Here is a 24,902-nt window from a genome sequence, read left to right on the forward strand (position 1 = left end):
GTTCGAGGGTGCGCGTCGCTGCTAACCGTGGCTCGTTACACACAGTCGGAACGGATTGTCACGGTATGTGTTTGTGGGGGAGTGGAATGCGGCGAACTGTGGCGCTGGCAGCGGGGGCCTGCACAGTGGTGGCGCTCGCGGGGGTGGCCGGCGCGACGGCGTACGCCCGAACGGGGGAAAAGCCGGAAGCCGTGGTGGCGAGCGCGCGGCCGGCGGCGGGCGAGGTGAAGGCCGATCCGGCGGGTGCGGGCGCGGCGCCCGACCAGGCCGCGCCGCCCCGCAAGGCGGCCGGCCCACCGCGGACCGAGGAGCGCGGTCAGGGCCGCGGGCTCGTCGGGCGGGAGCAGATCGGGGCGATCGAGCAGGTCGACCGGGTCATCGGGTACCTGGACGGCGAGCGCAAGATGACCCTCCGGTATCCCGGCGCCACCTACGTCAAGCCGCACTTCAGCCGGATCCTGCTGCTGCCCGGCGACTACCTGACGGTCTCCGACCCCAGCGGCGCCGAGGTGCACCGGGTCGAATCCGGCCTGCTGCCCAGCGCCGGCCGGTGGGGCATGTCGGTCTCCGGCGACACGGCCGTGGTCGAGCTGCACTCGATCCGCCCCGACCTGCTCGGCCTGGAGTCGACGATCGCCAACCTGGGCGTGGGCGTCGACCGGGTGGCGCACGGCTTCACCCCGGACGAGCGGGCCAGCCAGCCGCGGCGCGTGCCGGAGAGCGTCTGCGGCGGCGACCAGAAGGCGGACGCCGTCTGTTACAAGTCGAAGGACCCGGTCGCGTACGAGCGCTCGAAGGCCGTCGCCCGCCTGCTCATCAACGGCAACGAGCTGTGCACCGCGTGGCGGGCCGGCCCGAACAACCGCTTGATGACCAACAACCACTGCATCGTGACCTCGGCTGACGCGTACGACACCGAGGTGTGGTTCAACTACCAGTGCGCCCAGTGTGGCGGGCACGCGGTCTTCCGGGCGACCAAGGTGTGGGGCGAGAAGGTGCTGAGCACCAACGAGGAGCTCGACTACACGCTGTTCACCGTCGAAGACTTCGACCTGGTGAAAAAGTTCGGCTACCTACAGTTCGACCTGCGGCGGCCGGCGAAGGGCGAGGAGCTCTACATCCCGCAGCACCCGGCCGGTAACCCCACCGAGATCGCGATGACCAGCGACGAGGACGCCAAGGGCAACTGCGCGGTCGACGACCCCAACTACACCGGGTACGCCGCGGGCTCCGACATCTCCTATCTTTGCGACACAGAGGGCGGCTCGTCCGGTTCACCGGTGATCTCCAAGCGCACCGACAAGGTGCTCGCGGTGCACCACTTCGGTGGCTGCCCCAACTCCGGCGTGCGCATGGACCTGATCTACAACAAGATCAAGTCGCAACTGTAGCTTGGGGTTCGTGCAGGAGACTCGCGCCGAGCCCACCAGGTCAGCGGGCCGCCGGCTCGGCCAGGTGTGGCCCGCGGGTTGGTGGTTCGACGCCCTGTTGCTGGTCGGGTTCGCCGGCCTGACCGCCGCGCTCGCGGCAGGCTGGCTCCTCGACCTCGACCAGGCCGTCGCCGACTGGGTCTTCGACCACGAGTGGGACCCGGCCTACTGGGTCACCCGCACGCTCAACTTCCTCGGCAGCGGCAGCCCGCTCACGCTGATCAGCGCCGGCATCGCGATCTGGCTCGGCGTCCGCCGCCGCTCGGCGTGGCCGTTCGCACTGGTGGTGTCGGCCTTCCTGGCCACCGGCTTCGCCATCCTGCCGCTCAAGCTCTGGACCGACCGCGCCGCGCCGCGCTCGACCCTCCCGGACGCGGTGGAGCTCTTCAACCATTTGCCGCCGGGCGAGTACAGCCTCTCCTATCCCTCCGGCCACCTGGTCAACACGATCGTCTGGTACGGCGTGCTCACGCTGCTCCTGGCACCTTGGCTCGGCCGGACGGCCCGCCGCTGGATCCGCATCGCGCCCCCGGCGATCGTCTTCTGCACGACGGTCTACCTGAACTTCCACTGGGTCACCGACTCGGTGGCCGGCCTGCTGCTCGGGTTGCTGCTCGACCGCCTCCTGACGCGCATCCCCTGGCCGTCACTCCCCCGCCCGGACGCCTAGAGCCAGGAGCCGGCGCGCATCACGCGCTCGACGCGCAAGGTGTCGTCGAGCACGACGAGGTCGGCGCGTAAGCCGGGCGCCAGCGCGCCCACGTCGCCGGCGACCCCGATCGCGCGCGCCGGGGTCAGAGTGGCCATGCGGACCGCGTCCACGATGGACACCCCCGCGTGTATCGCCTGGCGCAGCGCCGCGTCCATCGTGAGCGTGCTGCCGGCGATCGAGCCGTCGCGGGACAGCCGGGCCACGCGGTCGGCCACGACGACGGCCTGGCCGCCCAGCTCGTACTCGCCGTCGGGCATCCCGGCCGCCGCCATCGCGTCGGTGATCAGGGCGGCTCGGTCAGGGCCGGCGACCTTGGCGGCGAACGCCAGCGTGCCGTCGTGCAGGTGGATGCCGTCGGGGATCAGCTCGCAGACCACCGAGTCGGCCCCGAGCAGCGCGAAGACCGGGCCGGGCTCGCGGTGGTGCGGCGGGCGCATGCCGTTGAAGACGTGGGTACCGACCGTGGCGCCGGCCTCGATCCCGGCGAGCGTCTGGTCGTACGTGGCGTCGGTGTGCCCGATCGCGGCCACCACGCCGTGGGCGCCGAGCAGCTTGATCGCGTCGAGTGCGCCCGTGCGCTCCGGGGCGATCGTGACCATTCGCACCGCACCCCCGCCGAGCGCGAGCAGCGCGGCGAGCTCCTCCGTGGACGGGTCGCGCAGGTAGGCCGGGTTTTGCGCACCGCAGCGCACCTCCGACAGGTACGGCCCCTCGTAGTGGACGCCGGCCAGCACGCCCTCGGCCACCAGCGGGGCGAAGGCGGCGGTGGCGGCGCGCATCAGCTCGTACGGCGAGCTGACCAGGCTGGCCAGCAGCGTCGTCGTGCCGTGTCGCAGGTGGAAGGCGGCCGCCTCGCGCGCCGCCGCCGGGTCGCCCGTGGTGAACGTGTGCCCGCCCCCGCCGTGCGTGTGGATGTCGACGAACCCGGGCACGATCCAGGTGTCGCTCGCCGGGGCGCCGGTGCCGACCGTCACGATCGTGTCGCCGGCCACCTCCACGTAGCCGCTCTCGACAACGCCGTCCGGCGTCACCACCCGCCCCCCGACCCTCATGTGCGTGCGTCCAGGGCCAGGAGGGCCGCGCCGACGCAGCCGGCCTCGTCGCCGAGTGCGGCGTGCACCAGGGCCGGCTCGCGCTGGAAGCGCAGCCGCTCGCGGATCGCCACGCGCAGCGGGTCGAGCAGCATGCCGCCGGCCTCGGCCAGGCCGCCGCCGAGCACCATCGCCTCCGTGTCGTAGAGCGTCTGGGCGGTGACCAGCCCGTCCGCCAGTACCTCGATGGTCTCGGTCCAGACCTCGATCGCGACGGGGTCGCCAGCGGCGGCGAGGGCGACCACCTCGGCGGCCGTCGCCTGCCTGCCGGCGGTCGCCTCGTATCGGCGGCTCACCCCGGCGGCGGACGCCTCCGCCTCCAGACAGCCGCGCGCGCCGCAGCCGCACGGGGTGCCACCCGGGCGTACCACGATGTGTCCCAGCTCGCCCGCGGCGCCGTGCGCGCCGGCGAAGCCCTGCCCACCGACCACGTGGGCGGCCGCGATGCCGGTGCCGATCGCGACGAAGAGCACGTGCCGGAAGTCACGCCCGGACCCCAGCCTGGCCTCGGCCAGGCCACCCGCACGCACGTCGTGGCCGAGCGCCGCGGGCAGTCCGAGCCGCGCCGACACAAGATCACGCAGGGGTACGTCCCGGAAGCCCACATTCGCGGACCAGACCGCGACGCCGGCCGCCTCGTCGACGACGCCGGGCGAGGTCAGGCCCACCGCGACCGGGGTGAGGCCGTCGGCGCGTGCCTTGTCGGCGAGGCCGCTGGCCAGGTCGAGGATCGTCTCTACGACGGCGGCGGGGCCGCGGGCGGCGCCGGTGGGGTGGCGCTCGGTGTGCAGCACCTCGCCAGCGCCGGACACGAGCGCGCACTTGATGCCGGTGCCGCCGACGTCCAGCGCGACGACCGCGCTGGTCACGCCCGGCCTCGCCGCGCCGCAGGCGGGCGCGAGGCGTCGTCTCGCTCGCTCATGCGAGGACGACCGATCTGCTCAGGTGGCGGGGTGCGTCCGGGTCGAGGCCGCGGCTGGCGGCCAGCGCGACCGCGAAGCGCTGGGCCAGGATGAGGTCGGCCATCGGGTCGAGCGGCTTGCGGCCGCCGCCCCACCGGCCGAGCGCGGAGTAACCGCCGCCCAGGCTGCCGTGCACGAAGGCGGCGCCGGTGGCCGCCACGTCTTCGGCCAGCCCTTCCGGCACCTCGCCGAACGCCCACACCGCGCGGCCGGTCGCCGCGACGGAGATGGGGCCGTGGCGGTAGTCCATGGCCGGGTAGGCCTCGGCCCAGAACGTGGCCGCCTCACGGGCCTTCAGCGCCGCCTCGTGGGCGAGACCCACGGTCCAGCCCCGCCCCAGGAACGTGACCTGGTCGATCATCGTGGGGTCGACCGGCAGGGGTGCGCGCACGGCGACCTCCGCGTCGACCGCGACCGGGCCGAGATCCTCGCCGAGGTGGGCGCGGAGTAGTGCGAGCGCCGTGGTCGCGAAGCGGGTCTGCACCACCGACCGCTCGTCGGCGAAGGGCAGCAGCACCGCGTCGCTCGAGAGCTGCGCCGCCGGTGCCGACGGGTCTCCGACGATCGCCGTGGTCGGCGCGTCGACGGCGCCGAGCAGGTCGAGTACCTCGGTGGTGGTGCCCGAACGGGTGATCGCCACGACGCGGTCGTAGCGCCGGGAGGCGGGAAACTCGGAGGCCTGGAACGCGTCGGTCTCGCCGTGGCCGGCGCGCTCGCGCAGCGCCGCGTACGCCATCGCCATGAACCACGACGTGCCGCAACCGACGACCGCGACCCGCTCGCCGGGGCGTGGCAGCGCTTCCGACCGGCCGGCCAGGTCTGCCGCTTGGCGCCAGCAGTCCGGCTGGCTGGCTATCTCACCGTCGACGTAAGCCATGATTCTCCTGCGCGTAACGGTTCAGACCGACCGGCTTTCGCGCGTCATTGTGCGCGGTCTGGCCGGCCGGTGGCAACCATGCGCAGCTTCGCGCAGCGGGCTGCTTTGCGTACGGATGTTTCGCGCACTATTGTGCACGCATTCATGCACGGTCCGTACTGCGGAGGCTACCGTGGATCGCTACGCACGCTGGAACGCCCTGCTGGAGCTGCTGACCGACAGCGGGCGGGTCAGCGTGGAAGACGCCGCCACCCGCCTCGACGTCTCGCAGGCCACGATCCGGCGCGACTTCGACCAGCTCGCCCAGCAGCAGATGATTACGCGCACGCGCGGCGGCGCTGTGGCCAACGGCGTCTCGTACGACCTGCCGTTGCGGTACAAGACGGCCAAGCACTCGGCCGAAAAGCAGCGCATCGGCGCGGCGGCCGCCGCTCTGGTGTCGCCGGGCATGGTCGTCGGCCTCAACGGCGGCACCACGATGACCGAGGTCGCCCGCGCGCTGGCCGTGCGCCCCGACCTCAACAGCGGCAACGACGGCGCTCAGCTCACCGTCGTGACCAACGCGCTCAACATCGCGAACGAGCTGCTCGTCCGCTCCCGGATGAAGATCGTGGTGGCCGGTGGTGTGGTGCGGCCGCAGTCGTACGAGCTGGTCGGACCCCTCGGCGGAGCACTCCTGCGCGAGGTGACGCTCGACGTGGCGCTGCTCGGCGTAGACGCGATCGACGTGCAGCTCGGCGCCGCCGCCCACCACGAGGGCGAGGCCTCGATGAACAACCTGATGGTGGCCCGCGCGAAGCGCGTCGTCATCATCGCGGACTCGTCCAAGCTGGGCGGCCACGCGTTCGCCCGGATCTGCCCGATCGAGCGGATCGAGATGCTCGTGACCGACTCGGGCGCACCTCCGGAGACCTTGGCCGCGTTCGAGGCGGCTGGAGTGCGGGTCATCTCCGCCTAATTCGGGGCAAGATCGACGGGGCAGCGGCCCTGGTGCATACCGAGTATGTTGTCGGCGTGACAGCGGTGCTGGAGATAGAAGGTCTGCGAAAGACCTACCGCAGCCGTCGTAAAGGCGCCCGGCGGGCGCTCGACGGCTTCGACATGGTGGTGGAGGCCGGCCAGGTGCACGGCTTCCTCGGCCCGAACGGGTCCGGCAAGACCACGACGTTGCGCACGTTGCTGGGCCTCATCCGCCCCAACGGCGGCCGGATGGCGATCCTGGGCCAGGAGGTGCCGGCCCGCCTGCCGGAGGTCGCCGGCCGGGTCGGCGCCATTGTGGAGAGTCCACAGTTCTTCCCGCACTTCTCCGCGCAGGACACGCTGTCGTTGCTGGCCGACGCCGGTGACGTGCCGCAGGTCCGGGTGGCCGAGGTGCTTGAGCTGGTGGGCCTGCGTGACCGGGCGAAGGAGCGGGTCAAGACCTACTCCCTGGGTATGAAGCAGCGCCTGGCCGTCGCGTCCGCCCTCCTCAAAAGCCCGGAGCTGCTGATCCTCGACGAGCCGGCCAACGGTCTCGACCCGGGCGGCATCCGGGAGATGCGCGACCTGATGCGGCAGCTCTCCGCGTCCGGCATGACGGTGGTGCTCTCCAGCCACATCCTCGGCGAGGTGCAGCAGATCTGCGACTCCGTCACGATCATCTCGCTGGGCCGGCGGGTCGCCTCCGGCCCGGTCGCGGAGGTGCTGGCGCAGCACTCCGGCGGCGGAGTCGTGGTGCGGCTGGAGTCCGCGACCGATCTTCCCGTGGCGGCGCAGGTGCTGGTCGCGGCCGGTGCGCGGGTCGACCTCAAGCCCGACCACCTGCTCGTCACCGGCGTCGAAAAGCCGGCGTGGGTCACCCGCACGCTGGCCGGCCGCGAGCTCTACGTGAGCGAGCTCGCCCCGGTCACCGTCGACCTCGAGAGCGTGTTCCTGGAGCTGACCGGCACCGCCCCGGTGGCCGGCGTGCACCGTCAGGTCGACCAGTCCGTGGAGGTGCCGGCATGAAGGGTCTGGTCAAGGCGGAGGTCCGTCGCCTCGCCAAGCGCCGCATCACCCGGCTGATGATGATCCTGCTGGTGCTCGGCCTGGGCACGATCGCGGTGGCCTTCTCCATCGCCAGCCACAAGATCGGCCCGACCCAGCTGGCCGCCGCGGAGGCGGACGCCCAGCGCGACTACGAGCAGGCTCTGCAATACCACCAGCAGATGGTCACCGAGTGCGAGGCGGCGAAGGCGCGCGGAGAGGACGTCACGCAGCGCTTCCCACCGGACTGCGGCAAGGAGGAGGGTTTCGCGCCGCAGCGCGAGCAGTTCGACTCGTCGTGGCACCTGCCGTACGAGTTCCACTTCCGCGACCAGTTCGGCGTCTTCATCTCGGTGTTCGCCGGCATCGTGGCACTCTTCGGCTTCATCGTCGGCGCCTCGTACGTCGGTGCCGAGTGGCACAGCGGCGGCATGATGAACCTCCTGCTGTGGCGCCCCCGCCGGCTCCCCGTGCTGTTCACCAAGCTGGGTGTGCTGCTCGGCGGCGTGCTCGCGGTGACGGTCGTGCTGGGCGCGGTGTGGACGGTCGTGTTCTGGTTCATGGGCAAGTTCGACGGGCAGACCGGCAAGATGACCCAGGGCGCCTGGGAGTCCTTCGCACTCAGCGGCGCGCGCGGCGCCGGCCTGGTGCTCGCGGTAACCGCGATCGCGTTCGGCCTCGCGTCGGTCGGCCGCCACACCGCGATGGCCCTCGGCGTGGCGATCGGCCTCGGCGTGGTCAGCGAGATCGGCATACGGATCGCGCTGGGCATCGCCCAGGTCCGCTTCGCCGACCGCTGGGTGCTGTCCACGTACGCGCTGGCCTGGTTCGAAAAGCGGTGGGAGCTGACCGACTGGAACTCGTGCAACTTCAGCTTCAGCGGCGAATGCGAACCAGATAAGTTCATCGTCACCTGGCAGCAGTCCGCCCTGGTCTTCGGCGTGGGAACGGCCGCGGTGATCGCCGCGGCGGTCTGGCTGATGCGCAGCCGAGACATCACGTGAGGTAGTCTCTTAGCACTTCCGTGCTAATCGATATCTCCGCGAGGCGCCTCATGAAGCACCCCGCCGCCAACCCTCGCGCGCTCGACGCCGAGGCTCCCCCCACTGTGGAGGATGACCTCGACGTCGAGCCCGACACAGACCTCGACTCGGCCGCCGACCTCGACTCGGCCGCCGACCTCGACGCGGCTCCGGCCCCGGTCGAGGACGAGGTGCCGGCTCTTTCCGAGCGGGAGCTCCAGATTTTGGCGTTCGAGAGCAAGTGGTGGAAGCATGCCGGCTCGAAGGAGCAGGCCATCCGCGACGAGTTCGACCTGTCCGCGACGCGCTACTACCAGATCCTCAATGGACTGCTCGACAACCCGGCGGCGCTAGCCCACGACCCGATCCTGATCGGCCGGCTGAGGCGCATCCGCTCCACCCGCGCCCGCACCCGCCGCCGCTAACGTGGCACTGAGCCAGCGACACAAATCGCGACGTAAGTCTCATGTCCACGATCGGCGCGTACATGTACGCCAATTGTGAAAGCTGCTAGATCCGCAGTGTGTTCGCGTCCGTCAAAGAGCGAGTCGCGAACCAGTCGCGGGATCACCGACTCGAGCCGCGCGCCCGCCTCCAAGCGATAGCGCAGCAGGTCGTCCTCCGTAGGCATTAGATGATCTGTAAACGTATCGGTGGTCAGGGTTGGCCTGTGGTCCCTGTTGTAGTGTGCGCGCGCCGACCTGCCCTCAGCTGCGAGAATCGCATAGAAGTCGTCCGGGCTCCCCGCCTCACGGATGCCCGCCGCGACGACCCACGGGCGATCGGCCTCAGGCCACACCGCGCCTCTCCACCGCCGTACCTTGACCTTGAACAAGACGTGGTCATCGATAGCGCGGATGCGTTCGTGGGCGACGTCGTTCTTGCTGAACTGCTCCGTCGCCTTCCCTAGAATTGGATGATCTATCTCATCTAGTGGCTCGTCGATGGTGGGTAGGGGGAGCTTTAGATCATCGCGTAGACAGCGCAGAGTCGGGCGGGCATCTTCCACGCCGACGATTACCACCTGATTCCGCCGAGCCGGTCTATATCTTGCGACGATACTGCGGTTATAACGGCAACGCGCGACTTGGTGGTGCCGTCCAGCACGCGCATGCCTCGGACATAGCGTTGTGGATCTCCTCGCGACGCTCAGCGAGATAGGCGCGGACCGCCTCGGCAACGAGGTCCTTCTTCGTCATGCCGAGGAAGTGCGCGCCTTGCGAGATCAGCTCGTCGGTCTCGGGGTCGACCTTGAGAGGGGCCTGGCGCTTGGCGCGCGTGTCGGTTTCCATACGAGCACCTCCGTTCACCGCACCGTGGTACCTCAGTACCTCAGTACCTCGGGTCAGCGCTCAGTGGGTGGCTTGCTGCTCGGCGTAGGTCTCCAGCCAGGCGACCTGGCCCGGATCCAATGACGGCCGCACGCGTTTCCGTGCGGTGGTTACGTGGACGGCGGTCACGGAGGAGGCCTCCAGGGACTCGCGCATCGCGGCCAGCGCGGCCTCGCGGATCAGCGCGGCGCAGTCGGCGGCGGAGAAGCCCTCCAGAGACGACGCCAGCGCCGTCAAGTCGACGTCTTCGGCCAGGGGGACGTTGCGGGAGGCGGCGCGCAGGATCTCGCCGCGGGCCTCGGCGTCGGGTGGTGGCACGTACACGAGGCGTTCCAGCCGGCCGGGGCGGAGCAGGGCGGCGTCTACCAGGTCGGGGCGGTTGGTGGCGCCGACCACGACAACGTTGCGCAGTTCTTCTACCCCGTCGAGCTCGGTCAGCAGGGCGGCGACCACGCGGTCTGTCGTGCCGCCGTCGGTGGCCTGGCCGCGTATCGGGGCCAGCGCGTCCACCTCGTCCAGGAAGACGAGGGTGGGGGCGGCCTCGCGGGCGCGGCGGAAGAGTTCGCGTACCGCCCGCTCGCTGTCGCCGACCCATTTGGAGAGCAGCTCGGCGCCCTTGACCGACAGCACGTTGGCCTTGCCGGTGCCGGCGATGGCCTTGACCAGGTAGGTCTTGCCGCAGCCGGGCGGGCCGTAGAGCAGCACCCCGCGGGGCGGCTGCACGCCCAGCCGGGCGAAGGTGTCGGGATACGTCAGCGGCCACAGCACCGACTCGGTCAGCACCTGTTTGACCTCGACCATGTCGCCGACGTCGTCGACGGTGACGGCGGCGAGCTCCAGTGTGGACTGTGCCATCGAGGTCGGGCGGACGACCTCCAGCGCGGCTTCGAAATCGGCCATCGAGACGGTGGAGGGTGCGTCGTCGCCGGAGGAGCGGATGCGCAGCGCCGCGCGTACGCCGGCCTCTCGGGCGAGCGCGGCGAGGTCGGCGGCGACGAAGCCTGGTGTACGGCCGGCCACGTCGTCCAGCCGGACGTCCTCCGCGAGCGGCATGCCGCGGGTGAGGACGGCCAGCTGCTCGCGGCGCATCGCGGCGTCGGGCAGGGCCACGGCTAGCTGCACGGCCAGCAGGTCTGGGCCGCGCAGCGTGGGATCGACGGACTCGGGGCGGCTGGTGGTGCAGATGACGGCGGCGCCGGCGCGGACGAGCTCGGCGATCAGCTGGCGGAACACCGTCGACAGTGGACCAGGCTGGTCGCGCGGTGCCAGCGCCTCCACATCGGAGACGAGGAGGACGGCCGGGCCGCTCTTGCGCACGCTCGCGGCAGCCGACCGGAGCCGGCCGGCCGCGTCGTTGTTGGTGAGCGCGGCCACCTCGGGGGCCCAGACGGTGGTCACGGTGGCGCCGACGGCGGCCGCGACCGCGCGTACGAGTGCCGACTTGCCCGAGCCGGCCGGGCCGGTGACGAGCACGCCGAGCGCGACCGTGGTGCCGAGCTTGGTGAGCACCTCGCGGTGGTGGAAGCCGAGGTCGAGCAGCTCGGTCAGCTCCTGCGCCTGGGTGCGCAGCCCCGGCAGGTCGTCGATGGACGGCGCTTCCTCGGCCGAAGCGGTGGCGGGTGGCTGCACCGCCACCGAGCCGGGCTCGTGCGTGGCCTGGCCACCGTCCCAGGCGACGACGGTGTCCATTGTGACCAGTGCGGCGTCAGCCGGCTCGACGGCACCGACGGTGAGCAGGGTGCTCGTCCACGCGTACCCCACTGTGTTGGCGAGGCTGCGCCGCGCGGCCTGGATGAGGGCGCGGACGCCGGACTCGGTCACCACGTCTTGGGGTAGGAGCGAGACGTTGTCGCCGGCGGTGACCACCTTGCCGAGCAGCGCGAGGCGGAGCATCTCGGGGGAGACGGCCGCGATGATCTCGGCGGGCCCGGCCAGCGTGACGCGGCGGGCGGCCACGACCGGCGCGGGCGCGACCGTGATCTGGCCGCCGTCGCGCACGCCGAGGTTGCCGAGGATGAGGTCGTCGGCATAGAGCAGGGCGCGGCTGGCGCCGGCCTCGGCGCGGGCCGCGATGCCGGCGGTCGCGCGCCGGCCGGTCATCCGCACCGGGTCGCCGGGGTTGAGGTCGAGCGCGGTCAGCACCTCGGGATGGAGCCGCACCACCCCTCGGCGGGCGTCAAGTGCCGCCGGACGCATGCTTGCGGTCAGCGTGAGATCGCGTTCGGCCACCCGCCGAGAGTAGCCCGGCGGTTCATCCTGAGAGGCTTCTCAGCCAGGTCGGGGCGGCGCGCCGTACCGTTTGGCTCATGCCATCGATCCGGTCGCCGCGCGTCCGCCGCGCCCTGCCCGCGGCGGCGGTCGCGTTCGCCCTGCTCGCCGCGGCGACGGTGTGGGTGGCCTGGCCAGAGTCGGCGGCGTATACGACGGAGCAGCAGATCGTCTCCGTCCGCTCCGGGCCGGGCGGCGACGAGCCGGTCGACCTGGACACGACGCTCTACCTGCCCACCGAGCGGAGTGGCCCGGTGCCGGCGGTGCTGCTCGCGCACGGCTTCGGCGGCACCAAGGAGAGTGTGCGCACCGACGCCGAAGACCTGGCCGGGCTCGGCTACGCGGTGCTGGCGTACACGGCACGAGGCTTCGGGCGCAGCGGCGGCGAGATCCACCTCGACAGCCCCGACTACGAGGTGCGCGACGCGCAGCGCCTCCTCGACTGGCTCGCCGCCCGCCCCGAGGTCCGCAAGGACGCCGGCGGAGACCCGCGGGTGGGCGTCGTCGGCGGCTCGTACGGCGGTGGGCTCGCGCTCCTGCTCGCCGCCCAGGACCAGCGGGTCGACGCGATCGTTCCCATGATCACCTGGAACGACCTGGCCCGCTCCTTCCTGCCCCAGTCCACCGGCGGTGATCCGGTCGACGGGGTCTTCAAGAAAGGCTGGGCCGGGGTCTTCTTCGGGGGGACCTGTGGCCGCTTCGCGCGGGACGTCTGCGAGATGTACCAGCGCACCGCCACCACCGGCCGCGCCACCCCGGAGGCCGTCGAGCTGTTGCGCCGCTCCAGCCCGGCGACCGTGCTCGACCGGATCAAGGCGCCGACCCTGCTTGTACAGGGCGAGGCGGACACGCTCTTCCCGCTCGCCGAGGCGGACGCCAACGCGCGGGGCATCGCGGCCAATGGCACGCCGGTGCGGGTGGCCTGGTTCACCGGCGGCCACGACGGCGGCGACGGCCCGCGCTCCGACCGTGACCGGGTGCGGTTCCTCACCGCGCAGTGGCTCGACCACTACGTCAAGGGCGAGGGCGACGCGCCGGCCAACAGCTTCACCTGGTCGCGGGTCGCCGGCTTCGACGCGATGGACCGCGGCCTCGTCACCAACGGCTACTCGGTCGACGACTACCCCGGGCTCTCCGGCACGGCCAGCCAGCGGGTGCCGCTCGCCGGGCCGCCGCAGCCGATCGCCAACCCGCCCGGTGGCAACCCGGCCGCCATCTCCGCCATACCCGGGGGCGGGAGCCTGACCACGGCCGCCTCCGAGGTGGGCGGGCTGGTCGGCGACCTGCCCGGCCAGCACGCGATCTTCCAGTCCGAGCCGCTCGCCGAGGCGGTCGACATCGCGGGCACGCCCACCGTCTCCATCCGGGCCGCGGCGCCGGCGGGCGAGGCCGTGCTTTTCGTCAAGCTCTACGACGTCGACGAAAACGGCACCGCCACGCTCCCCGGCGGCATCGTCGCGCCGGTGCGGCTGACCGGCCTGCCCGCCGACCCGGCACAGGCGCGGGCGGTCACCGTGACGCTGCCGGCGATCGTGCGGCGGGTCGAGGCCGGCCACCGGCTGCGGGTCGTCGTGGCCACCTCCGACCAGGGGTACGCGACGCCGGCCCAACCCGCCGTGTACACGGTGGCGCTCGGCGGCGACGGGATCACGGTGCCGACGGTCACGGGTGAACCCATCCCGACGACCGCGGTGCTCTGGCGCTGGGTGCTCGCCGGGCTCCTCGCCGCGGTGCTGCTGGGCCTCGCGGTGGTCCTGCTGGTCGTGCGGCGCCGGCACCGCCGCGCCGATTCCACGATCCACGAGGAGTACGCGCAGACGCCGCTCGTGGTCCGCCGGCTGCGCAAGGAGTACGCGGACGGCTTCGTCGCGGTGTCCAATGTCGACTTCACGGTCGAGCGCGGTCAGGTGATGGGGCTGCTCGGGCCGAACGGCGCGGGCAAGACGACCACGCTGCGCGTGCTGATGGGGCTGACCCAGCCGACCGGCGGGGAGATATATGTATTCGGCCACCGGCTCGTGCCCGGCTCGCCGGTGCTCTCCCGGCTCGGCGCGCTTGTCGAGGGGCCGGGCTTCATGCCCCACATGAGCGGGCTCGACAACCTCAAGGCGTACTGGCGGGCCACCGGCCGGCCGGAGGCGGACGGCCGGCTAGACGAGGCGGTCGAGATCGCCGGGCTCGGTGACTCGATCCACCGCAAGGTCCGCAAGTACAGCCACGGCATGAAGCAGCGCCTCGCGATCGCCCAGGCGATGCTGGGCCTGCCTGAGCTGCTGGTGCTCGACGAGCCGACCGACGGGCTCGACCCGCCGCAGATCGCCGAGATGCGCCGGGTGCTCAAGCGGTACGCCACCGACGGGCGGGCCGTGCTCGTGTCGAGCCACCTGCTCGCCGAGGTGGAGCAGACCTGCACCCACGCGGTTGTCGTCAACAAGGGCGAGATCGTGGCGTCCGGGCCGGTCGAGGAGATCGTGGGTGACTCGCCGACGGTGCGGCTGGACGTCTCCGACGTGGACGCGGCCGAGGCGGTGCTCCAGCGGCTCGCCGGGGTGCGTTCGGTCGCCGGCGACGGCGCCAACGGGCTGGTGGTGGACATCAACGGCACCGCGCGCAGCGAGGTGGTGGCCGAGCTCGTCCGCGCCGGCGTCGGGGTCGACCGGGTGGTGCCCCGGCGGCGGCTCGAAGACGCCTTCCTGGCCCTGGTGGGCGACAACTCGCGAGGGAGTGGTGACCGATGAGCACGGCGACGATCGGCGCGGCCACCGGTTACCGCCCGAGCCGCACGCTCACGGTGTGGCAGGAGTGGCGGCGGCAGGCGTCCCGGCGGCGCACCCAGCTCGCGCTCGGCTTCATGGTGCTGCTGCCGCTGATCGTGCTGGTCGCGTTCCAGTTCGACAGCGGGGGCGACGACGACAACGGCGGCGGCGAGTTCGCCAGCCTGATCGACCTGGCCACGTCGGGCGGGCTCAACTTCACGCTCTTCACGCTCTTCGTCTCGGCCGGCTTCCTGCTCACCGTCGTGGTGGCGCTCTTCTGCGGCGACACGGTGGCGAGCGAGGCGAGCTGGGGCAGCCTCCGCTACCTGCTGGCGGTACCGGTGCCCCGGGCCCGGCTGCTCGCGGTCAAGCTGGTCGTCGCGCTCGGGTACTCGGCCGTCGCCCTGACCCTGCTCGCCGGCACCGCCCTGCTCGTCGGCACGCTGCGCTACGGCTGGTCGCCGCTGCGCAGCACCGTGGCGGCCGAGATCCCGGCCGGGGAAGGCCTGCTGCGGCTGCTCGGCATCCTCGGCTACCTCGCGGTGGGCCTGCTGGTGGTGGCCGGGCTGGCGTTCCTGCTCTCGGTGCTCACCGACGCGCCGCTCGGCGCGGTCGGCGGGGCGGTGCTCCTCTTCATCCTCTCCAGCATCCTGGACCAGATCACCGCGCTGGGGAGCATCCGTTCCTTCCTGCCGACGCACTACAGCGACGCCTGGCTGGGGCTGCTGTCGACGCCCGTGCAGTCCGACGACATCGTCAAGGGCTGCATCTCGGCGGTCGCGTACGCCACGCTCTTCTGGTCGCTCGCCTTCTGGCGCTTCACCCGCAAAGACGTGGTGTCGTGAGGCAGATCACCGGAAAGGCGCGGTAGCCGGCTTCGCCCCGTACACTGTGTCGGGAACACACAACTGAATACCTCATCCAGAGGGGCAGAGGGATACGGCCCGATGAAGCCCCGGCAACCACCCGCGTGACTCGATGACGAGGCCAATCGCGGAGCAGGTGCCAATTCCGTCCCCGCCGCACGGTGCGGCGCAGGGGAAAGATGAGAGGACGCCTCGATGCCGTCGACACTCGACGCTACGACCATCACCACCTCGGACGCCCCCACCCAGACCAGCCCTGCCCGCGCACTCGCCTGTCGCGGCTGCGGCAAGGAGTACCCGCTCGCCGCCCAGCACGCCTGTTACGAGTGTTTCGGCCCGCTCGAGGTGGCCTACGACCAGGCCGCTCTCGCGCGGGTAACCCGGGCACAGATCGAGGCTGGCCCGCACAGCATCTGGCGTTACGCGGCGCTGCTCCCCACCGGACAGGACCCGGCGAGCCGGGTGACCCTCGACCCGGGGCTCACGCCGCTCGTCTCCGCTTCCCAGCTCGCCGCCGAGCTGGGCGTGCGCGGGCCGCTGTGGGTCAAGGACGACAGCGCCAACCCGACCCACTCGTTCAAGGACCGGGTCGTCTCGGTGGCCCTCACCGCGGCGCGCGGGCTCGGCTTCACCCGCTTCGCCTGCGCCTCCACCGGCAACCTGGCCAACTCGGTCGCCGCGCACGCGGCCCGCGCCGGTGTGCCGTCGATCGTGTTCATCCCCGGTGACCTCGAGCCCGGCAAGGTCGTCACCACGGCTGTGTACGGCGGCGACCTGGTGGCGATCGAGGGCTCGTACGACGACGTCAACCGGCTGTGCAGCGAGCTCGTCGAGACGGACGAGTTCGAAGACACCGCGTTCGTCAACGTCAACGTGCGGCCGTACTACGCGGAGGGTTCCAAGACCCTCGGGTACGAGGTGGCCGAGCAGCTGGGCTGGCGCCTGCCCGAGCAGGTGGTCATCCCGATGGCGAGCGGCGAGCTGCTCACGAAGATCGACAAGGCGTTCAGCGAGCTTGTCGAGATCGGCCTCGTCGAGGCGCCGGCCAACGGGTGGCGGGTCTTCGGCGCCCAGTCCGCCGGCTGCAACCCGATCGCCGTGGCCCTGCACAACGGCGTCAGCGACATCATCCCGGTCAAGCCGGTCGGCATCGCCAAGTCACTCAACATCGGCGACCCGGCCGCCGGGCTGTACGCGCTGGAGGCCGTGCGCCGCACCGGCGGCTGGATGGACTACGCGAGCGACGACGAGATCCGCGACGCGATCCAGCTGCTCGCCCGTACCACCGGCGTGTTCGCCGAGACGGCTGGTGGCGTGACCGTGGCCGTGCTCAAAAAGCTCGTCGAGTCGGGCAAGCTCGACCCGGACGCCGAGACGGTCGTCTTCAACACCGGCGAAGGGCTCAAGACCATCGATGCGGTGGCGGAGCAGGTCGGTCCGACGTACCGGATCAAGCCCTCGCTCCGCGGTGCCCGGGACGCCGGCCTCCTCGACTCCTGATCATGCGATTCCCGGTCACGGCCCGTGGGAGCGCGACCACGGAGGGAGCCGCAGGTAGGAAAAGTTTTACCGGGATGGGAGTTGCATTCCGTAGTCGTGAATTTGCCGTCCGTCGAGAAAACACCGCTCCGGGGACTTGACGGCGCCATCTGGACGACGCAGGATGCTCCGTGCGGGAGGGCGGTCGCCGTAGGCTTTAGCTCTAACGTCCCAGCGCCGGAGGCGCTGTGCGACCGTCCCTCCCGACCAAATCTCCCCGCAAAATCGGTCGCGACGAGCCTCCTGGCGAGGCACCCTCGGTGGCATGGACATCGCCGTCAAGCCCCTAGATCCGGCCGACGAGAAAGCCGTCGAGCAGGCCTACCAGATCACCGAGGCCGCGCTGGCCGCGGATGTGCCGGACTTCCCGCCTGTGGGGCGGCAGCGCTTCCTAGCCGAGCTGCGCCACCCGTGGCCCGGCAACGCGCACGAGCGGGCACTGGCCACGATCGACGGTGTCGCCGCCGGTTACGTGGTGATCGAGCTGCCGCAGCTCGACAACCTCGACAACGCCGAGGTCGACCTCATGGTGCATCCCGAGTATCGGCGGCGTGGCGTGGGACGCGCGCTGTACGAGTACGCCAAGGACGTGGTCCGGGGGCTGGGCCGCAAGCGGCTGATGGGCATGTCCGTCGAGACGCTGCCCGGCGGCGTGGCGCGCGATGAGGCGGGCGGCGGGTTCGCCACCGCGATGGGCGCCAAGGGCGCGCTGAGCGACGTGCGCCGGCGCCTCGACGTCACCAAGGTCGACGAGGCCGATCTCGACCGGCAGCTCGCCGCCGCCTGGGAGCGCGCGGCTGGCTATTCGCTCATCCAGTGGCGGGGCGCCACGCCCGAGGAGATCATCGACGACATCGCGTACCTCGACGGGCGGCTGACCGCCGACGCGCCGATGGGTGAGCTCGAGTGGGAGGTCGAGAAGATCGACGCCGACCGCCTCCGCGCGATGGACGCGGTCGTCATGGCCCGCGGTCGACGCCGTTACCACTCGGCGGTGCGCCACGACGAGAGCGGCAAGGTGGTGGCGTTCACCACGATCGACCTGCCCGGCACGGTCGACTGGCACGCGTTTCAACAGATCACCATCGTGGAGCCGGCCCACCGGGGCCACCGCCTCGGCACGGTCGTCAAGCTGGAAAACTTCCGCTACGCCCGGGTGCACGAGCCGGGGCTGCGGGCGATCGACACGTGGAACGCGGCGGTCAACGACCACATGATCTCGATCAACGAGGCGATGGGCTTCCGCCCCGTCGACGGCTGGCAGAACTGGCAGCACGACCTATAGCGGCGCCGGCCCGCGAGGCCCAGGGACGCAGTGGGAGCTGGTGGTAGCCACCGGCCGCCAGCCCCGCGTGCTTTTCGAAGAAGTTGCGGCAGCCGTATCCGCCGGTCATCAGGTACGAGTACGCGGAGGCGGCGGCGTAGAGCGGGAAGAAGAAGGGGCCGAGCACCGCGTACTGGGCGACGTGGCGGGTCTCGTGGGCGAGCAGCTCCGCCCGGTCCGGGTCGAGCAGCCAGTCGGCCGGGCGCTTGGTGAAGACCACCGTGCCGACGGTGAAGCACGACTGCTTCGGCAGGCGCAGGCGGTAGCCGCCGGCCACCAAGACGCCGCCCGGTCCGCGCGCGAGGCGGGTGCGCGTGGCGGCGGACAGCACCACGGCGGCGAGCGTCGTGCCGTTAACCCACGTCAGCGTGGCACGCACCGTAGGCCACCTCGGCATAGTCACCAGCATCTCACTTGGAGTGGGGCATGATGGCGGCATGACGGACACCCCACGCCATCTGTACGACAAGCACGCCGACACCCTCTCGCGTGCGCTCACCGCGATCTCCGAGCGCGGTTACTGGTCGGCCTACCCCGAGTCGCCCAGCCCCCGCGTGTACGGCGAGACGGCCGCCGCCGACGGCGAAGCCGCCTTCCGGGCGTACCACAACAATCGCTTCCCGCTCGACCAGCCCGGCACCGACGGCTGGATCGCGACCGAGGCGAGCCCGTTCGGCGTCGAGCTCGCGGTGACCTACCCGCACGCCGACGCCGGCGCGCTGGTCGCCGCGGCGACCGCCGCGCTGCCGGCCTGGCGCGACGCCGGCCCGCAGGTCCGCGTCGGCGTCTGCCTGGAGATCCTGGCCCGGCTGCACGCGCACGTCTTCGAGCTCGCCAACGCCGTGCAGTTCACCAGCGGGCAGGCGTTCGTGATGGCGTTCCAGGCGGGCGGGGCGCACGCGCTCGACCGCGCGCTGGAGGCGCTGGCGTACTCGTACGCGGAGATGACCCGCCACCCCGGCGAGGCCGCGTGGGAGAAGCCGGCAGGCAAGGGCGACCCGCTGCGGATGACCAAGCGGTTTCACGTGGTGCCGCGCGGCATCGGTCTCGTCATCGGTTGCAACACGTTCCCGACTTGGAACTCGTACCCGGGGCTGTTCGCCTCCCTCGCCACCGGCAACCCGGTGATCGTCAAGCCGCACCCCCGGGCGGTGCTCCCGCTCGCCGTGACCGTGCGGTACGCCCGCGAGGTGCTTGCCGAGGCGGGCTTCGACCCGAATGTGGTGCTGCTCGCCCCCGAGGCGCCCGGCGAGGCGCTCGCGTCCACGCTGGCGCTGCGGCCCGAGGTCAAGATCATCGACTACACCGGCTCCACCGCGTACGGCGAGTGGCTGGAGGAAAACGCGCGCCAGGCCGCCGTGTACACGGAAAAGGCCGGCGTCAACACGATCGTGGTCGACTCCACCGACGACTTCGCCGGCATGTGCCGCAATATCGGCTTCTCGCTGACCCTCTACAGCGGACAGATGTGCACCACGCCGCAAAACGTCCTGGTGCCGGCCGGCGGCATCGGCACCGACCAGGGGCACAAGTCGTTCGACGAGGTGGCGGCCGGCATCGCTGGCGCGGTGGGCAAGCTGACCGGCGACCCGGCCCGCGCGGTCGAGCTGACCGGCGCGATCGTCAACGACGGCGTGCTCGACCGGCTCGACGAGGTCAAGTCGATCGGCGAGCCGGTGCTGGAGTCGCGGGTCGTCGACCATCCGGCGTTCGAGGGCGCGGTCGTCCGTACCCCCGTGATCCTGAAGCTGCCCGCGGACGCCGAGGAGACCTACGGCAGGGAGTGGTTCGGGCCCATCTCGTTCGTGATCACGACCGACTCGACGGCGCAGAGCCTGGAGATCTTCCGGTCGACCGTGGGCGAGCGGGGCGCGCTGACCGCCTCCGTGTACTCGACCGACGAGAAGGTGCTCGACGACGCCGAGGCGGCCGCGCTCGACGTGGGCGTCCACCTCTCCTGCAACCTGACCGGTGGCGTCTTCGTCAACCAGTCGGCGGCGTTCTCCGACTTCCACGCGAGCGGCGCCAACCCGGCGGCGAACGCGGCACTGACCGACGGCGCGTACGTGGCCAGTCGCTTCCGCATCGTCCAGTCGCGCCGCCACACCGCCTAGGCGGGGCGGCGCATCTGTAGCTCGGTGAGCACCGGGATCACCGGGTGGACGACGCGGATGCCGGTGTCGACGAAGCCGAGCCGCTCGTAGGCCCGCACGGCCCGGTCGTTGCCGACCACGACCTCCAGCAGCAGGTCGGGGCGGCCGGCGCCGCGCGACCAGGCGGCCACGCCGTCGACGAGGTCACGCAGGACGCCGCTGCCGCGGTGGGCGGGCGTGATGTACACGGCGAAGATGATCGTGAGCTTGGGGTCGTCGGGCGAGGCGATCCCGCCGGCGTGCCCGACGAAGCGCCCGTCCACCTCCGCGATGAACTGGGCGCAGAAGTCGCCGAACGCGGCACGGGCGACCCGCTCGGTGAACTCGCGGTGCGGGAGCGCCGCCGCCTCGGCGAGCGTCTCCAGGAAGGCGAGCGGGGTGTCGGCGAGCATCTCCAGGCGGAGTGCGCGCATCCGGCCCGCGTCCTCGATTCGCACCCGCCGCACAGTCACCAGGCCACCCTAAACGGCGGCAACGGCCTGGCGGCCGACCTCCTCGCAAAGCGCGGTGCCGTAGTCGAAGCCGAGCGTGCCCGGGTAGCGGACCAGTACGCCGAGCACCCACTCGCCGGTGATCGCGAGGCAGCTGATGTGCCACAGCTTGTCCTCGTCGCGCAGGAGCCAGCCGTTCTTGATCGCCACGCGGCCGGGGTCGGGGAGGGTGAGCCGCACGCCGAAGTCGCCGGCGCCGCGTACCTGGCGCATCTGGTCCAGCAACCAGTCCGTCCACCGTGGACCCGCCGCCCGCCCGTCCGCGATGCAGGCGCCGAGCCGTACGGTGTCCCGCGCGGAGATCGTGGTCTTGCTCCACCACTCGCCGTACGCGCTGCTCTCGGTGAGCCCGCAACTCGCGATCAGCCGCTCGATCGAGGCCCGGCGCCCGACCGCCTCGAACAGCGCCTCCGCGGCCGCGTTGTCGCTGTCCCGGATCATGATGGTGAGCTGGCGCAGCCGCGCCTCGCTGATCTCCCCGTCCGCTGCCATCCGCAGGTAGTCGGCCGCGATCCAGGCCTTGACCATCGACATCGTGTCGCTGGGTGCGGCGAGGTTGGCCGAGCCGCTGATCCTGCCGGTGCCGCGGTCGAGCAATGCCCAGGAGAGGAAGCCGGCGTGTTCGACGTGGACCCGCGGTGGCGGTGGCGCCGGCGAAGGCACCGCCGCCCGGTCCGCTCCGGAGACCCAGCGGGGCACCGCCGCACCCTCGCTGGTGCTCACCGTCGCGACCAGGGCGACGGTGGTCAGCGCGGCTGCTACGTACGCCGCCGCGAGCCACCCTTGACCGAGCCGTGCGCGGTGCTTTCCCCGCCCGTTTGGCCTGTGTGAAACCACGTGAGTTCAACGAGGCAGGAGTGCTGGTAGGGGCGGCAGGATGCCGGGTGACGACCCGGGTGTCCGTTTTGGGGTAGTGCGCGGGCGGGGGTCCTCGTGTAGCGTGCGATTTCGGCCGCTGTGTTCGACGGACCACCCCGGACCACGGATCGGCGGCCCCGGCCAAGCAGACAGTTCGGCCGGGGGTTGTCGAACCCAGCACCATCGAAGTGAGGGAAGTGCACCGTGGCACAGGGCACCGTCAAGTGGTTCAACAGCGAAAAGGGCTACGGCTTCATCGCGGTAGACGGCGGTCAGGACGTCTTCGTCCACTTCTCGGCGATCGAGATGGACGGATACAAGGCGTTGGACGACGGCCAGCGCGTGGAGTTCGAGATCGCTCAGGGCCAGAAGGGGCCACAGGCCGAGAAGGTTCGGGTCATCGCCTGAGCCGCCCAGTAACGCGTTGAGGCGGGGCACCGGTATCCGGCCCCGCCTCCCAGCTTTTCTAGTGCGGCTTTTCCCAGCCCTCATCGCCCGTTCACCGGACGCGCTTGCACTCCCTAGGGGAGAGTGCTAAACAGGTTGTTGGCACTCGCGGCATGTGAGTGCCAAATGGTCGGGGCGGTGGGGCCGCGGTCGTGCGCACCTCAGATGGTGACGCGGCACGTGGCCGGTCGTCGCGGGCTATCCGGCCCGGCCGACGGAAGGTCGCTGCGCGCTTCGAGCCTGAGGCCCGGAGTGCCGTGGATGTCCAGCTGGAGGACAACGCCGTATGGCCAAGATTATCGCGTTCGACGAGGAGGCGCGCCGCGGCCTTGAGCGGGGCATGAACACCCTCGCCGACGCCGTAAAGGTGACGCTGGGCCCGAAGGGCCGCAACGTCGTGCTCGAGAAGAAGTGGGGCGCGCCCACCATCACCAACGATGGTGTGAGCATCGCCAAGGAGATCGAGCTCGAGGACCCCTACGAGAAGATCGGCGCGGAGCTGGTCAAGGAGGTCGCGAAGAAGACCGACGACGTGGCCGGTGACGGCACGACGACGGCGACCGTCCTGGCCCAGGCGCTGGTCCGCGAGGGCCTGCGCAACGTGGCTGCCGGCGCCAACCCGATGGCCCTCAAGCGGGGCATCGAGGCGGCCGTCGCCAACGTCGCGGAGGAGCTGGCGAAGCTCGCCAAGGACGTCGAGACCAAGGAGCAGATCGCCTCCACCGCGTCGATCTCGGCCGGTGACGCCACCGTTGGCGAGATCATCGCCGAGGCGATGGACAAGGTCGGCAAGGAAGGCGTCATCACCGTCGAGGAGAGCAACACCTTCGGCCTCGAGCTCGAGCTCACCGAGGGCATGCGCTTCGACAAGGGCTACATCTCGCCGTACTTCTGGACCGACGCCGAGCGGATGGAGGCCGTCCTCGACGACCCCTACATCCTGATCGTCAACAGCAAGATCTCGTCGGTGAAGGACCTGCTGCCGATCCTCGAGAAGGTCATGCAGTCGGGCAAGCCGCTCGCGATCATCGCCGAGGACGTCGAGGGCGAGGCGCTGGCCACCCTGGTCGTCAACAAGGTGCGCGGCACGTTCAAGTCCGTCGCCGTGAAGGCGCCCGGCTTCGGCGACCGCCGCAAGGCGATGCTGACCGACATCGGCATCCTCACCGGCGGTCAGGTCATCAGCGAGGAGGTCGGGCTCAAGCTCGACGCCGCCTCGCTCGACCTGCTGGGCCGCGCCCGCAAGGTCGTGGTGACCAAGGACGAGACCACGATCGTCGACGGTGCCGGTGACGCCGACCAGATCCAGGGCCGGGTCAACCAGATCCGCGCCGAGATCGAAAAGAGCGACTCCGACTACGACCGCGAAAAGCTCCAGGAGCGCCTGGCCAAGCTGGCCGGCGGTGTCGCGGTCATCAAGGTCGGCGCGGCCACCGAGGTCGAGCTCAAGGAGCGCAAGCACCGCATCGAAGACGCGGTCCGCAACGCCAAGGCCGCCGTCGAAGAGGGCATCGTCCCGGGTGGCGGCGTCGCGCTGGTGCAGGCCGGCAAGAGCGCCTTCGACAAGCTCGACCTGGTCGGCGACGAGGCCACCGGCGCCACGATCGTGAAGATCGCGCTCGACGCGCCGCTGCGCCAGATCGCCGTCAACGCCGGCCTCGAGGGTGGCGTCGTGGTGGAGAAGGTGCGCAACCTGGACACCAACCACGGCCTCAACGCGGCCACCGGTGAGTACGTCGACCTGCTGGCGGCGGGCATCATCGACCCGGCCAAGGTGACCCGTTCGGCGCTTCAGAACGCGGCGTCGATCGCGGCCCTGTTCCTCACCACCGAGGCTGTGGTGGCGGACAAGCCGGAGAAGGAGAAGGCCCCGGCGGGTGCGCCCGGCGGCGGTGACATGGACTTCTGATCCCTACCTGTGCTCAGGTGAGGGTCAACCTGTCCTAAATGGAGGGGCGAGCCGGTTAACCCGGCTCGCCCCTTCGCTATTTGGTCAGCGCTCGCGTCGCTTGCGCGGCGGCCGTGCGCCGCGGCCGGCTTTACCGGCGTCAGCGACGTGGCTGGTTGCGCTGCTTATCCGCCCGCGACATCGGCTTCGGCGGCATGTCCTCAGTGGACGCCTGAGGCCCGCTCATCTCGCGGGGCTGTCCGGTTCGCGGCTGGTTGTGCTGGTTGGGCTGTGGCGAATTCGCGTCCCGCCTGGTCGCCATGTCCGGCCGCTCCGGGCGGTCCGACCGGTCTGGTCGGGCCGCGCCCGGTGGGAGGCTCTGGTCGAGCCTGCCCCCAGCCGTCTCGGCCGGCGTCTGGGCCATACGGGACTTCGCCACGGTTTGGAGATCGTCCTTCGGTCGCTTTTCCTTGGCCATGATCTCCTCCTTCCACGGGCAACGTTATGGGCCGGTAGGGAGGCTCGCGGAGAAACGAGACTATCGATCCGGATGCGCCCGATGCCCGTTTTCGACGGCCGGTCCGGGCCGTAAGGCGGATCCAACCCAAGACACAGACCTGAGCTACCGCGATGTCCGCCGTGGTCCAGACCGCTGCTCCCGATGGCCGCGCGGGCATCAGGGGGTAACCGCGACCAACGGCGGACGGGTGAGGCCGCGGGAGCAACGGCGTGGACCACGACGGACATCGCGGTAGCTCAACTCGGCGGCGTGGTTGCGATAAACCGCAACCATTACGCGTGATTGGCCCGCCAAGATCGCTTGACGGCTCGGCTCGTGGATAGGGTGGCCGGACCGATGAGTTCGAGTGGCTATCACGTGGGG

The 24,902-nt window shown here is 71.1% G+C and carries 23 protein-coding genes and 1 riboswitch; of the genes, 13 read left to right on the forward strand and 10 right to left on the reverse strand.

What is annotated here, in order from left to right; translation table 11 throughout:
• Nucleotides 1–86: 86 nt before the first annotated feature.
• Both AC5L36_RS03060 and AC5L36_RS03065 read left to right on the forward strand, forming a co-directional pair.
• Complete coding sequence (locus AC5L36_RS03060) at nt 87–1,391, forward strand: trypsin-like serine peptidase (RefSeq protein ID WP_441220126.1); 1,305 nt, start codon at nt 87–89, stop codon at nt 1,389–1,391.
• A gap of 10 nt (nt 1,392–1,401) precedes the next feature.
• Nucleotides 1,402–2,100: a phosphatase PAP2 family protein gene (locus AC5L36_RS03065; protein WP_441220127.1), complete on the forward strand. Its 699-nt coding sequence runs from the start codon at nt 1,402–1,404 to the stop codon at nt 2,098–2,100.
• Here AC5L36_RS03065 and nagA read toward each other — a convergent pair.
• Genes nagA through AC5L36_RS03080 form a run of 3 tightly spaced genes read right to left on the reverse strand, consistent with a single transcriptional unit; the run spans nt 2,097 to nt 5,072 of the window.
• A complete protein-coding gene (gene nagA / locus AC5L36_RS03070; RefSeq protein WP_441220128.1) occupies nt 2,097–3,194 on the reverse strand; it encodes an N-acetylglucosamine-6-phosphate deacetylase in 1,098 nt (365 codons plus the stop codon). The two genes, AC5L36_RS03065 and nagA, sit on opposite strands and share 4 nt — an antisense overlap.
• Nucleotides 3,191–4,102, reverse strand: a complete 912-nt coding sequence (locus AC5L36_RS03075; protein ID WP_441220129.1) for an ROK family protein — start codon at nt 4,100–4,102, stop codon at nt 3,191–3,193. The genes nagA and AC5L36_RS03075 overlap by 4 nt, the downstream gene beginning before the upstream one ends.
• Nucleotides 4,103–4,151: 49 nt before the next feature.
• Complete coding sequence (locus AC5L36_RS03080; RefSeq protein WP_441220130.1) at nt 4,152–5,072, reverse strand: SIS domain-containing protein; 921 nt, start codon at nt 5,070–5,072, stop codon at nt 4,152–4,154.
• Nucleotides 5,073–5,244: 172 nt separating this feature from the next.
• Here AC5L36_RS03080 and AC5L36_RS03085 point away from each other — a divergent pair, with 172 nt between their 5' ends.
• From AC5L36_RS03085 to AC5L36_RS03100, 4 genes are read left to right on the forward strand one after another with little or no spacing between them, the layout of a single operon-like run.
• Nucleotides 5,245–6,030: a DeoR/GlpR family DNA-binding transcription regulator gene (locus AC5L36_RS03085; protein WP_441220131.1), complete on the forward strand. Its 786-nt coding sequence runs from the start codon at nt 5,245–5,247 to the stop codon at nt 6,028–6,030.
• A 56-nt stretch (nt 6,031–6,086) separates the two neighbouring features.
• Entirely contained in the window at nt 6,087–7,058 is a 972-nt protein-coding gene (locus tag AC5L36_RS03090) for an ATP-binding cassette domain-containing protein (RefSeq protein WP_441220132.1), read from the forward strand.
• Nucleotides 7,055–8,080, forward strand: a complete 1,026-nt coding sequence (locus tag AC5L36_RS03095; RefSeq protein ID WP_441220133.1) for an ABC transporter permease subunit — start codon at nt 7,055–7,057, stop codon at nt 8,078–8,080. Before AC5L36_RS03090 ends, AC5L36_RS03095 begins: the two co-directional genes overlap by 4 nt.
• A gap of 50 nt (nt 8,081–8,130) precedes the next feature.
• The gene (locus tag AC5L36_RS03100; RefSeq protein ID WP_441220134.1) at nt 8,131–8,523 is read left to right on the forward strand and encodes a DUF3263 domain-containing protein; all 393 of its coding nucleotides are present in this window, start codon (nt 8,131–8,133) and stop codon (nt 8,521–8,523) included.
• Here AC5L36_RS03100 and AC5L36_RS03105 read toward each other — a convergent pair.
• From AC5L36_RS03105 to AC5L36_RS03115, 3 genes are read right to left on the reverse strand one after another with little or no spacing between them, the layout of a single operon-like run.
• On the reverse strand, nt 8,520–9,122 hold the full coding sequence (locus AC5L36_RS03105; protein ID WP_441220135.1) for a hypothetical protein: 603 nt from the start codon (nt 9,120–9,122) through the stop codon (nt 8,520–8,522). The two genes, AC5L36_RS03100 and AC5L36_RS03105, sit on opposite strands and share 4 nt — an antisense overlap.
• Before the next feature lie 43 nt (nt 9,123–9,165).
• Nucleotides 9,166–9,390 carry a hypothetical protein gene (locus AC5L36_RS03110; RefSeq protein ID WP_441220136.1) on the reverse strand — a complete coding sequence of 75 codons (225 nt, stop codon included), beginning with the start codon at nt 9,388–9,390 and terminating at the stop codon, nt 9,166–9,168.
• A 60-nt stretch (nt 9,391–9,450) separates the two neighbouring features.
• On the reverse strand, nt 9,451–11,625 hold the full coding sequence (locus tag AC5L36_RS03115) for an AAA family ATPase (protein WP_441220223.1): 2,175 nt from the start codon (nt 11,623–11,625) through the stop codon (nt 9,451–9,453).
• Nucleotides 11,626–11,744: 119 nt separating this feature from the next.
• On the opposite strand from AC5L36_RS03115, the gene AC5L36_RS03120 reads away from it, so the two are divergent.
• The 4 genes from AC5L36_RS03120 to AC5L36_RS03135 all read left to right on the forward strand — a co-directional run bounded on the left by AC5L36_RS03120 (nt 11,745) and on the right by AC5L36_RS03135 (nt 18,143).
• Complete coding sequence (locus tag AC5L36_RS03120; protein ID WP_441220224.1) at nt 11,745–14,435, forward strand: alpha/beta fold hydrolase; 2,691 nt, start codon at nt 11,745–11,747, stop codon at nt 14,433–14,435.
• Nucleotides 14,432–15,298: an ABC transporter permease gene (locus tag AC5L36_RS03125; RefSeq protein WP_441220137.1), complete on the forward strand. Its 867-nt coding sequence runs from the start codon at nt 14,432–14,434 to the stop codon at nt 15,296–15,298. The genes AC5L36_RS03120 and AC5L36_RS03125 overlap by 4 nt, the downstream gene beginning before the upstream one ends.
• A 69-nt stretch (nt 15,299–15,367) precedes the next feature.
• Nucleotides 15,368–15,505: riboswitch (SAM riboswitch) on the forward strand.
• 9 nt (nt 15,506–15,514) lie between these two features.
• The gene (gene thrC / locus AC5L36_RS03130) at nt 15,515–16,819 is read left to right on the forward strand and encodes a threonine synthase (RefSeq protein WP_441220138.1); all 1,305 of its coding nucleotides are present in this window, start codon (nt 15,515–15,517) and stop codon (nt 16,817–16,819) included.
• 304 nt (nt 16,820–17,123) lie between these two features.
• Nucleotides 17,124–18,143, forward strand: coding sequence for a GNAT family N-acetyltransferase (locus tag AC5L36_RS03135; RefSeq protein ID WP_441220139.1), 1,020 nt, complete (start codon nt 17,124–17,126; stop codon nt 18,141–18,143).
• Here the strand turns inward: AC5L36_RS03135 and AC5L36_RS03140 are convergent.
• Nucleotides 18,082–18,561, reverse strand: coding sequence for a hypothetical protein (locus tag AC5L36_RS03140; RefSeq protein WP_441220140.1), 480 nt, complete (start codon nt 18,559–18,561; stop codon nt 18,082–18,084). The two genes, AC5L36_RS03135 and AC5L36_RS03140, sit on opposite strands and share 62 nt — an antisense overlap.
• A 58-nt stretch (nt 18,562–18,619) precedes the next feature.
• On the opposite strand from AC5L36_RS03140, the gene paaN reads away from it, so the two are divergent.
• Nucleotides 18,620–20,296: a phenylacetic acid degradation protein PaaN gene (paaN, locus tag AC5L36_RS03145; protein WP_441220141.1), complete on the forward strand. Its 1,677-nt coding sequence runs from the start codon at nt 18,620–18,622 to the stop codon at nt 20,294–20,296.
• On the opposite strand, the gene AC5L36_RS03150 is transcribed toward paaN, so the two are convergent.
• Both AC5L36_RS03150 and AC5L36_RS03155 read right to left on the reverse strand, forming a co-directional pair.
• Nucleotides 20,293–20,787, reverse strand: coding sequence for a GNAT family N-acetyltransferase (locus AC5L36_RS03150; RefSeq protein WP_441220142.1), 495 nt, complete (start codon nt 20,785–20,787; stop codon nt 20,293–20,295). The genes paaN and AC5L36_RS03150 overlap by 4 nt on opposite strands.
• Before the next feature lie 9 nt (nt 20,788–20,796).
• Nucleotides 20,797–21,549, reverse strand: coding sequence for a serine hydrolase (locus tag AC5L36_RS03155; RefSeq protein WP_441220143.1), 753 nt, complete (start codon nt 21,547–21,549; stop codon nt 20,797–20,799).
• Nucleotides 21,550–21,888: 339 nt separating this feature from the next.
• On the opposite strand from AC5L36_RS03155, the gene AC5L36_RS03160 reads away from it, so the two are divergent.
• The gene (locus AC5L36_RS03160) at nt 21,889–22,092 is read left to right on the forward strand and encodes a cold-shock protein (RefSeq protein WP_033342363.1); all 204 of its coding nucleotides are present in this window, start codon (nt 21,889–21,891) and stop codon (nt 22,090–22,092) included.
• 325 nt (nt 22,093–22,417) lie between these two features.
• Nucleotides 22,418–24,040, forward strand: a complete 1,623-nt coding sequence (gene groL, locus AC5L36_RS03165) for a chaperonin GroEL (protein ID WP_441220144.1) — start codon at nt 22,418–22,420, stop codon at nt 24,038–24,040.
• A 139-nt stretch (nt 24,041–24,179) separates the two neighbouring features.
• Here the strand turns inward: groL and AC5L36_RS03170 are convergent, their stop codons facing one another.
• Entirely contained in the window at nt 24,180–24,497 is a 318-nt protein-coding gene (locus tag AC5L36_RS03170; RefSeq protein ID WP_441220145.1) for a hypothetical protein, read from the reverse strand.
• Between the last annotated feature and the right edge of the window lie 405 nt (nt 24,498–24,902).

The organism is Phytohabitans sp. LZ39, assembly GCF_059359075.1.

Excerpts from the sequence above, each read along its gene's own strand:
- AC5L36_RS03060 (WP_441220126.1), top strand. The coding sequence starts at position 87 with ATGCGGCGAACTGTGGCGCTGGCAGCGGGGGCCTGCACAGTGGTGGCG.
- nagA (WP_441220128.1), bottom strand. The coding sequence starts at position 3,194 with ATGAGGGTCGGGGGGCGGGTGGTGACGCCGGACGGCGTTGTCGAGAGC.
- AC5L36_RS03080 (WP_441220130.1), bottom strand. The coding sequence starts at position 5,072 with ATGGCTTACGTCGACGGTGAGATAGCCAGCCAGCCGGACTGCTGGCGC.
- AC5L36_RS03095 (WP_441220133.1), top strand. The coding sequence starts at position 7,055 with ATGAAGGGTCTGGTCAAGGCGGAGGTCCGTCGCCTCGCCAAGCGCCGC.
- AC5L36_RS03100 (WP_441220134.1), top strand. The coding sequence starts at position 8,131 with ATGAAGCACCCCGCCGCCAACCCTCGCGCGCTCGACGCCGAGGCTCCC.
- AC5L36_RS03110 (WP_441220136.1), bottom strand. The coding sequence starts at position 9,390 with ATGGAAACCGACACGCGCGCCAAGCGCCAGGCCCCTCTCAAGGTCGAC.
- AC5L36_RS03115 (WP_441220223.1), bottom strand. The coding sequence starts at position 11,625 with ATGCGTCCGGCGGCACTTGACGCCCGCCGAGGGGTGGTGCGGCTCCAT.
- AC5L36_RS03125 (WP_441220137.1), top strand. The coding sequence starts at position 14,432 with ATGAGCACGGCGACGATCGGCGCGGCCACCGGTTACCGCCCGAGCCGC.
- thrC (WP_441220138.1), top strand. The coding sequence starts at position 15,515 with ATGCCGTCGACACTCGACGCTACGACCATCACCACCTCGGACGCCCCC.
- AC5L36_RS03135 (WP_441220139.1), top strand. The coding sequence starts at position 17,124 with ATGGACATCGCCGTCAAGCCCCTAGATCCGGCCGACGAGAAAGCCGTC.
- paaN (WP_441220141.1), top strand. The coding sequence starts at position 18,620 with ATGACGGACACCCCACGCCATCTGTACGACAAGCACGCCGACACCCTC.
- groL (WP_441220144.1), top strand. The coding sequence starts at position 22,418 with ATGGCCAAGATTATCGCGTTCGACGAGGAGGCGCGCCGCGGCCTTGAG.
- AC5L36_RS03170 (WP_441220145.1), bottom strand. The coding sequence starts at position 24,497 with ATGGCCAAGGAAAAGCGACCGAAGGACGATCTCCAAACCGTGGCGAAG.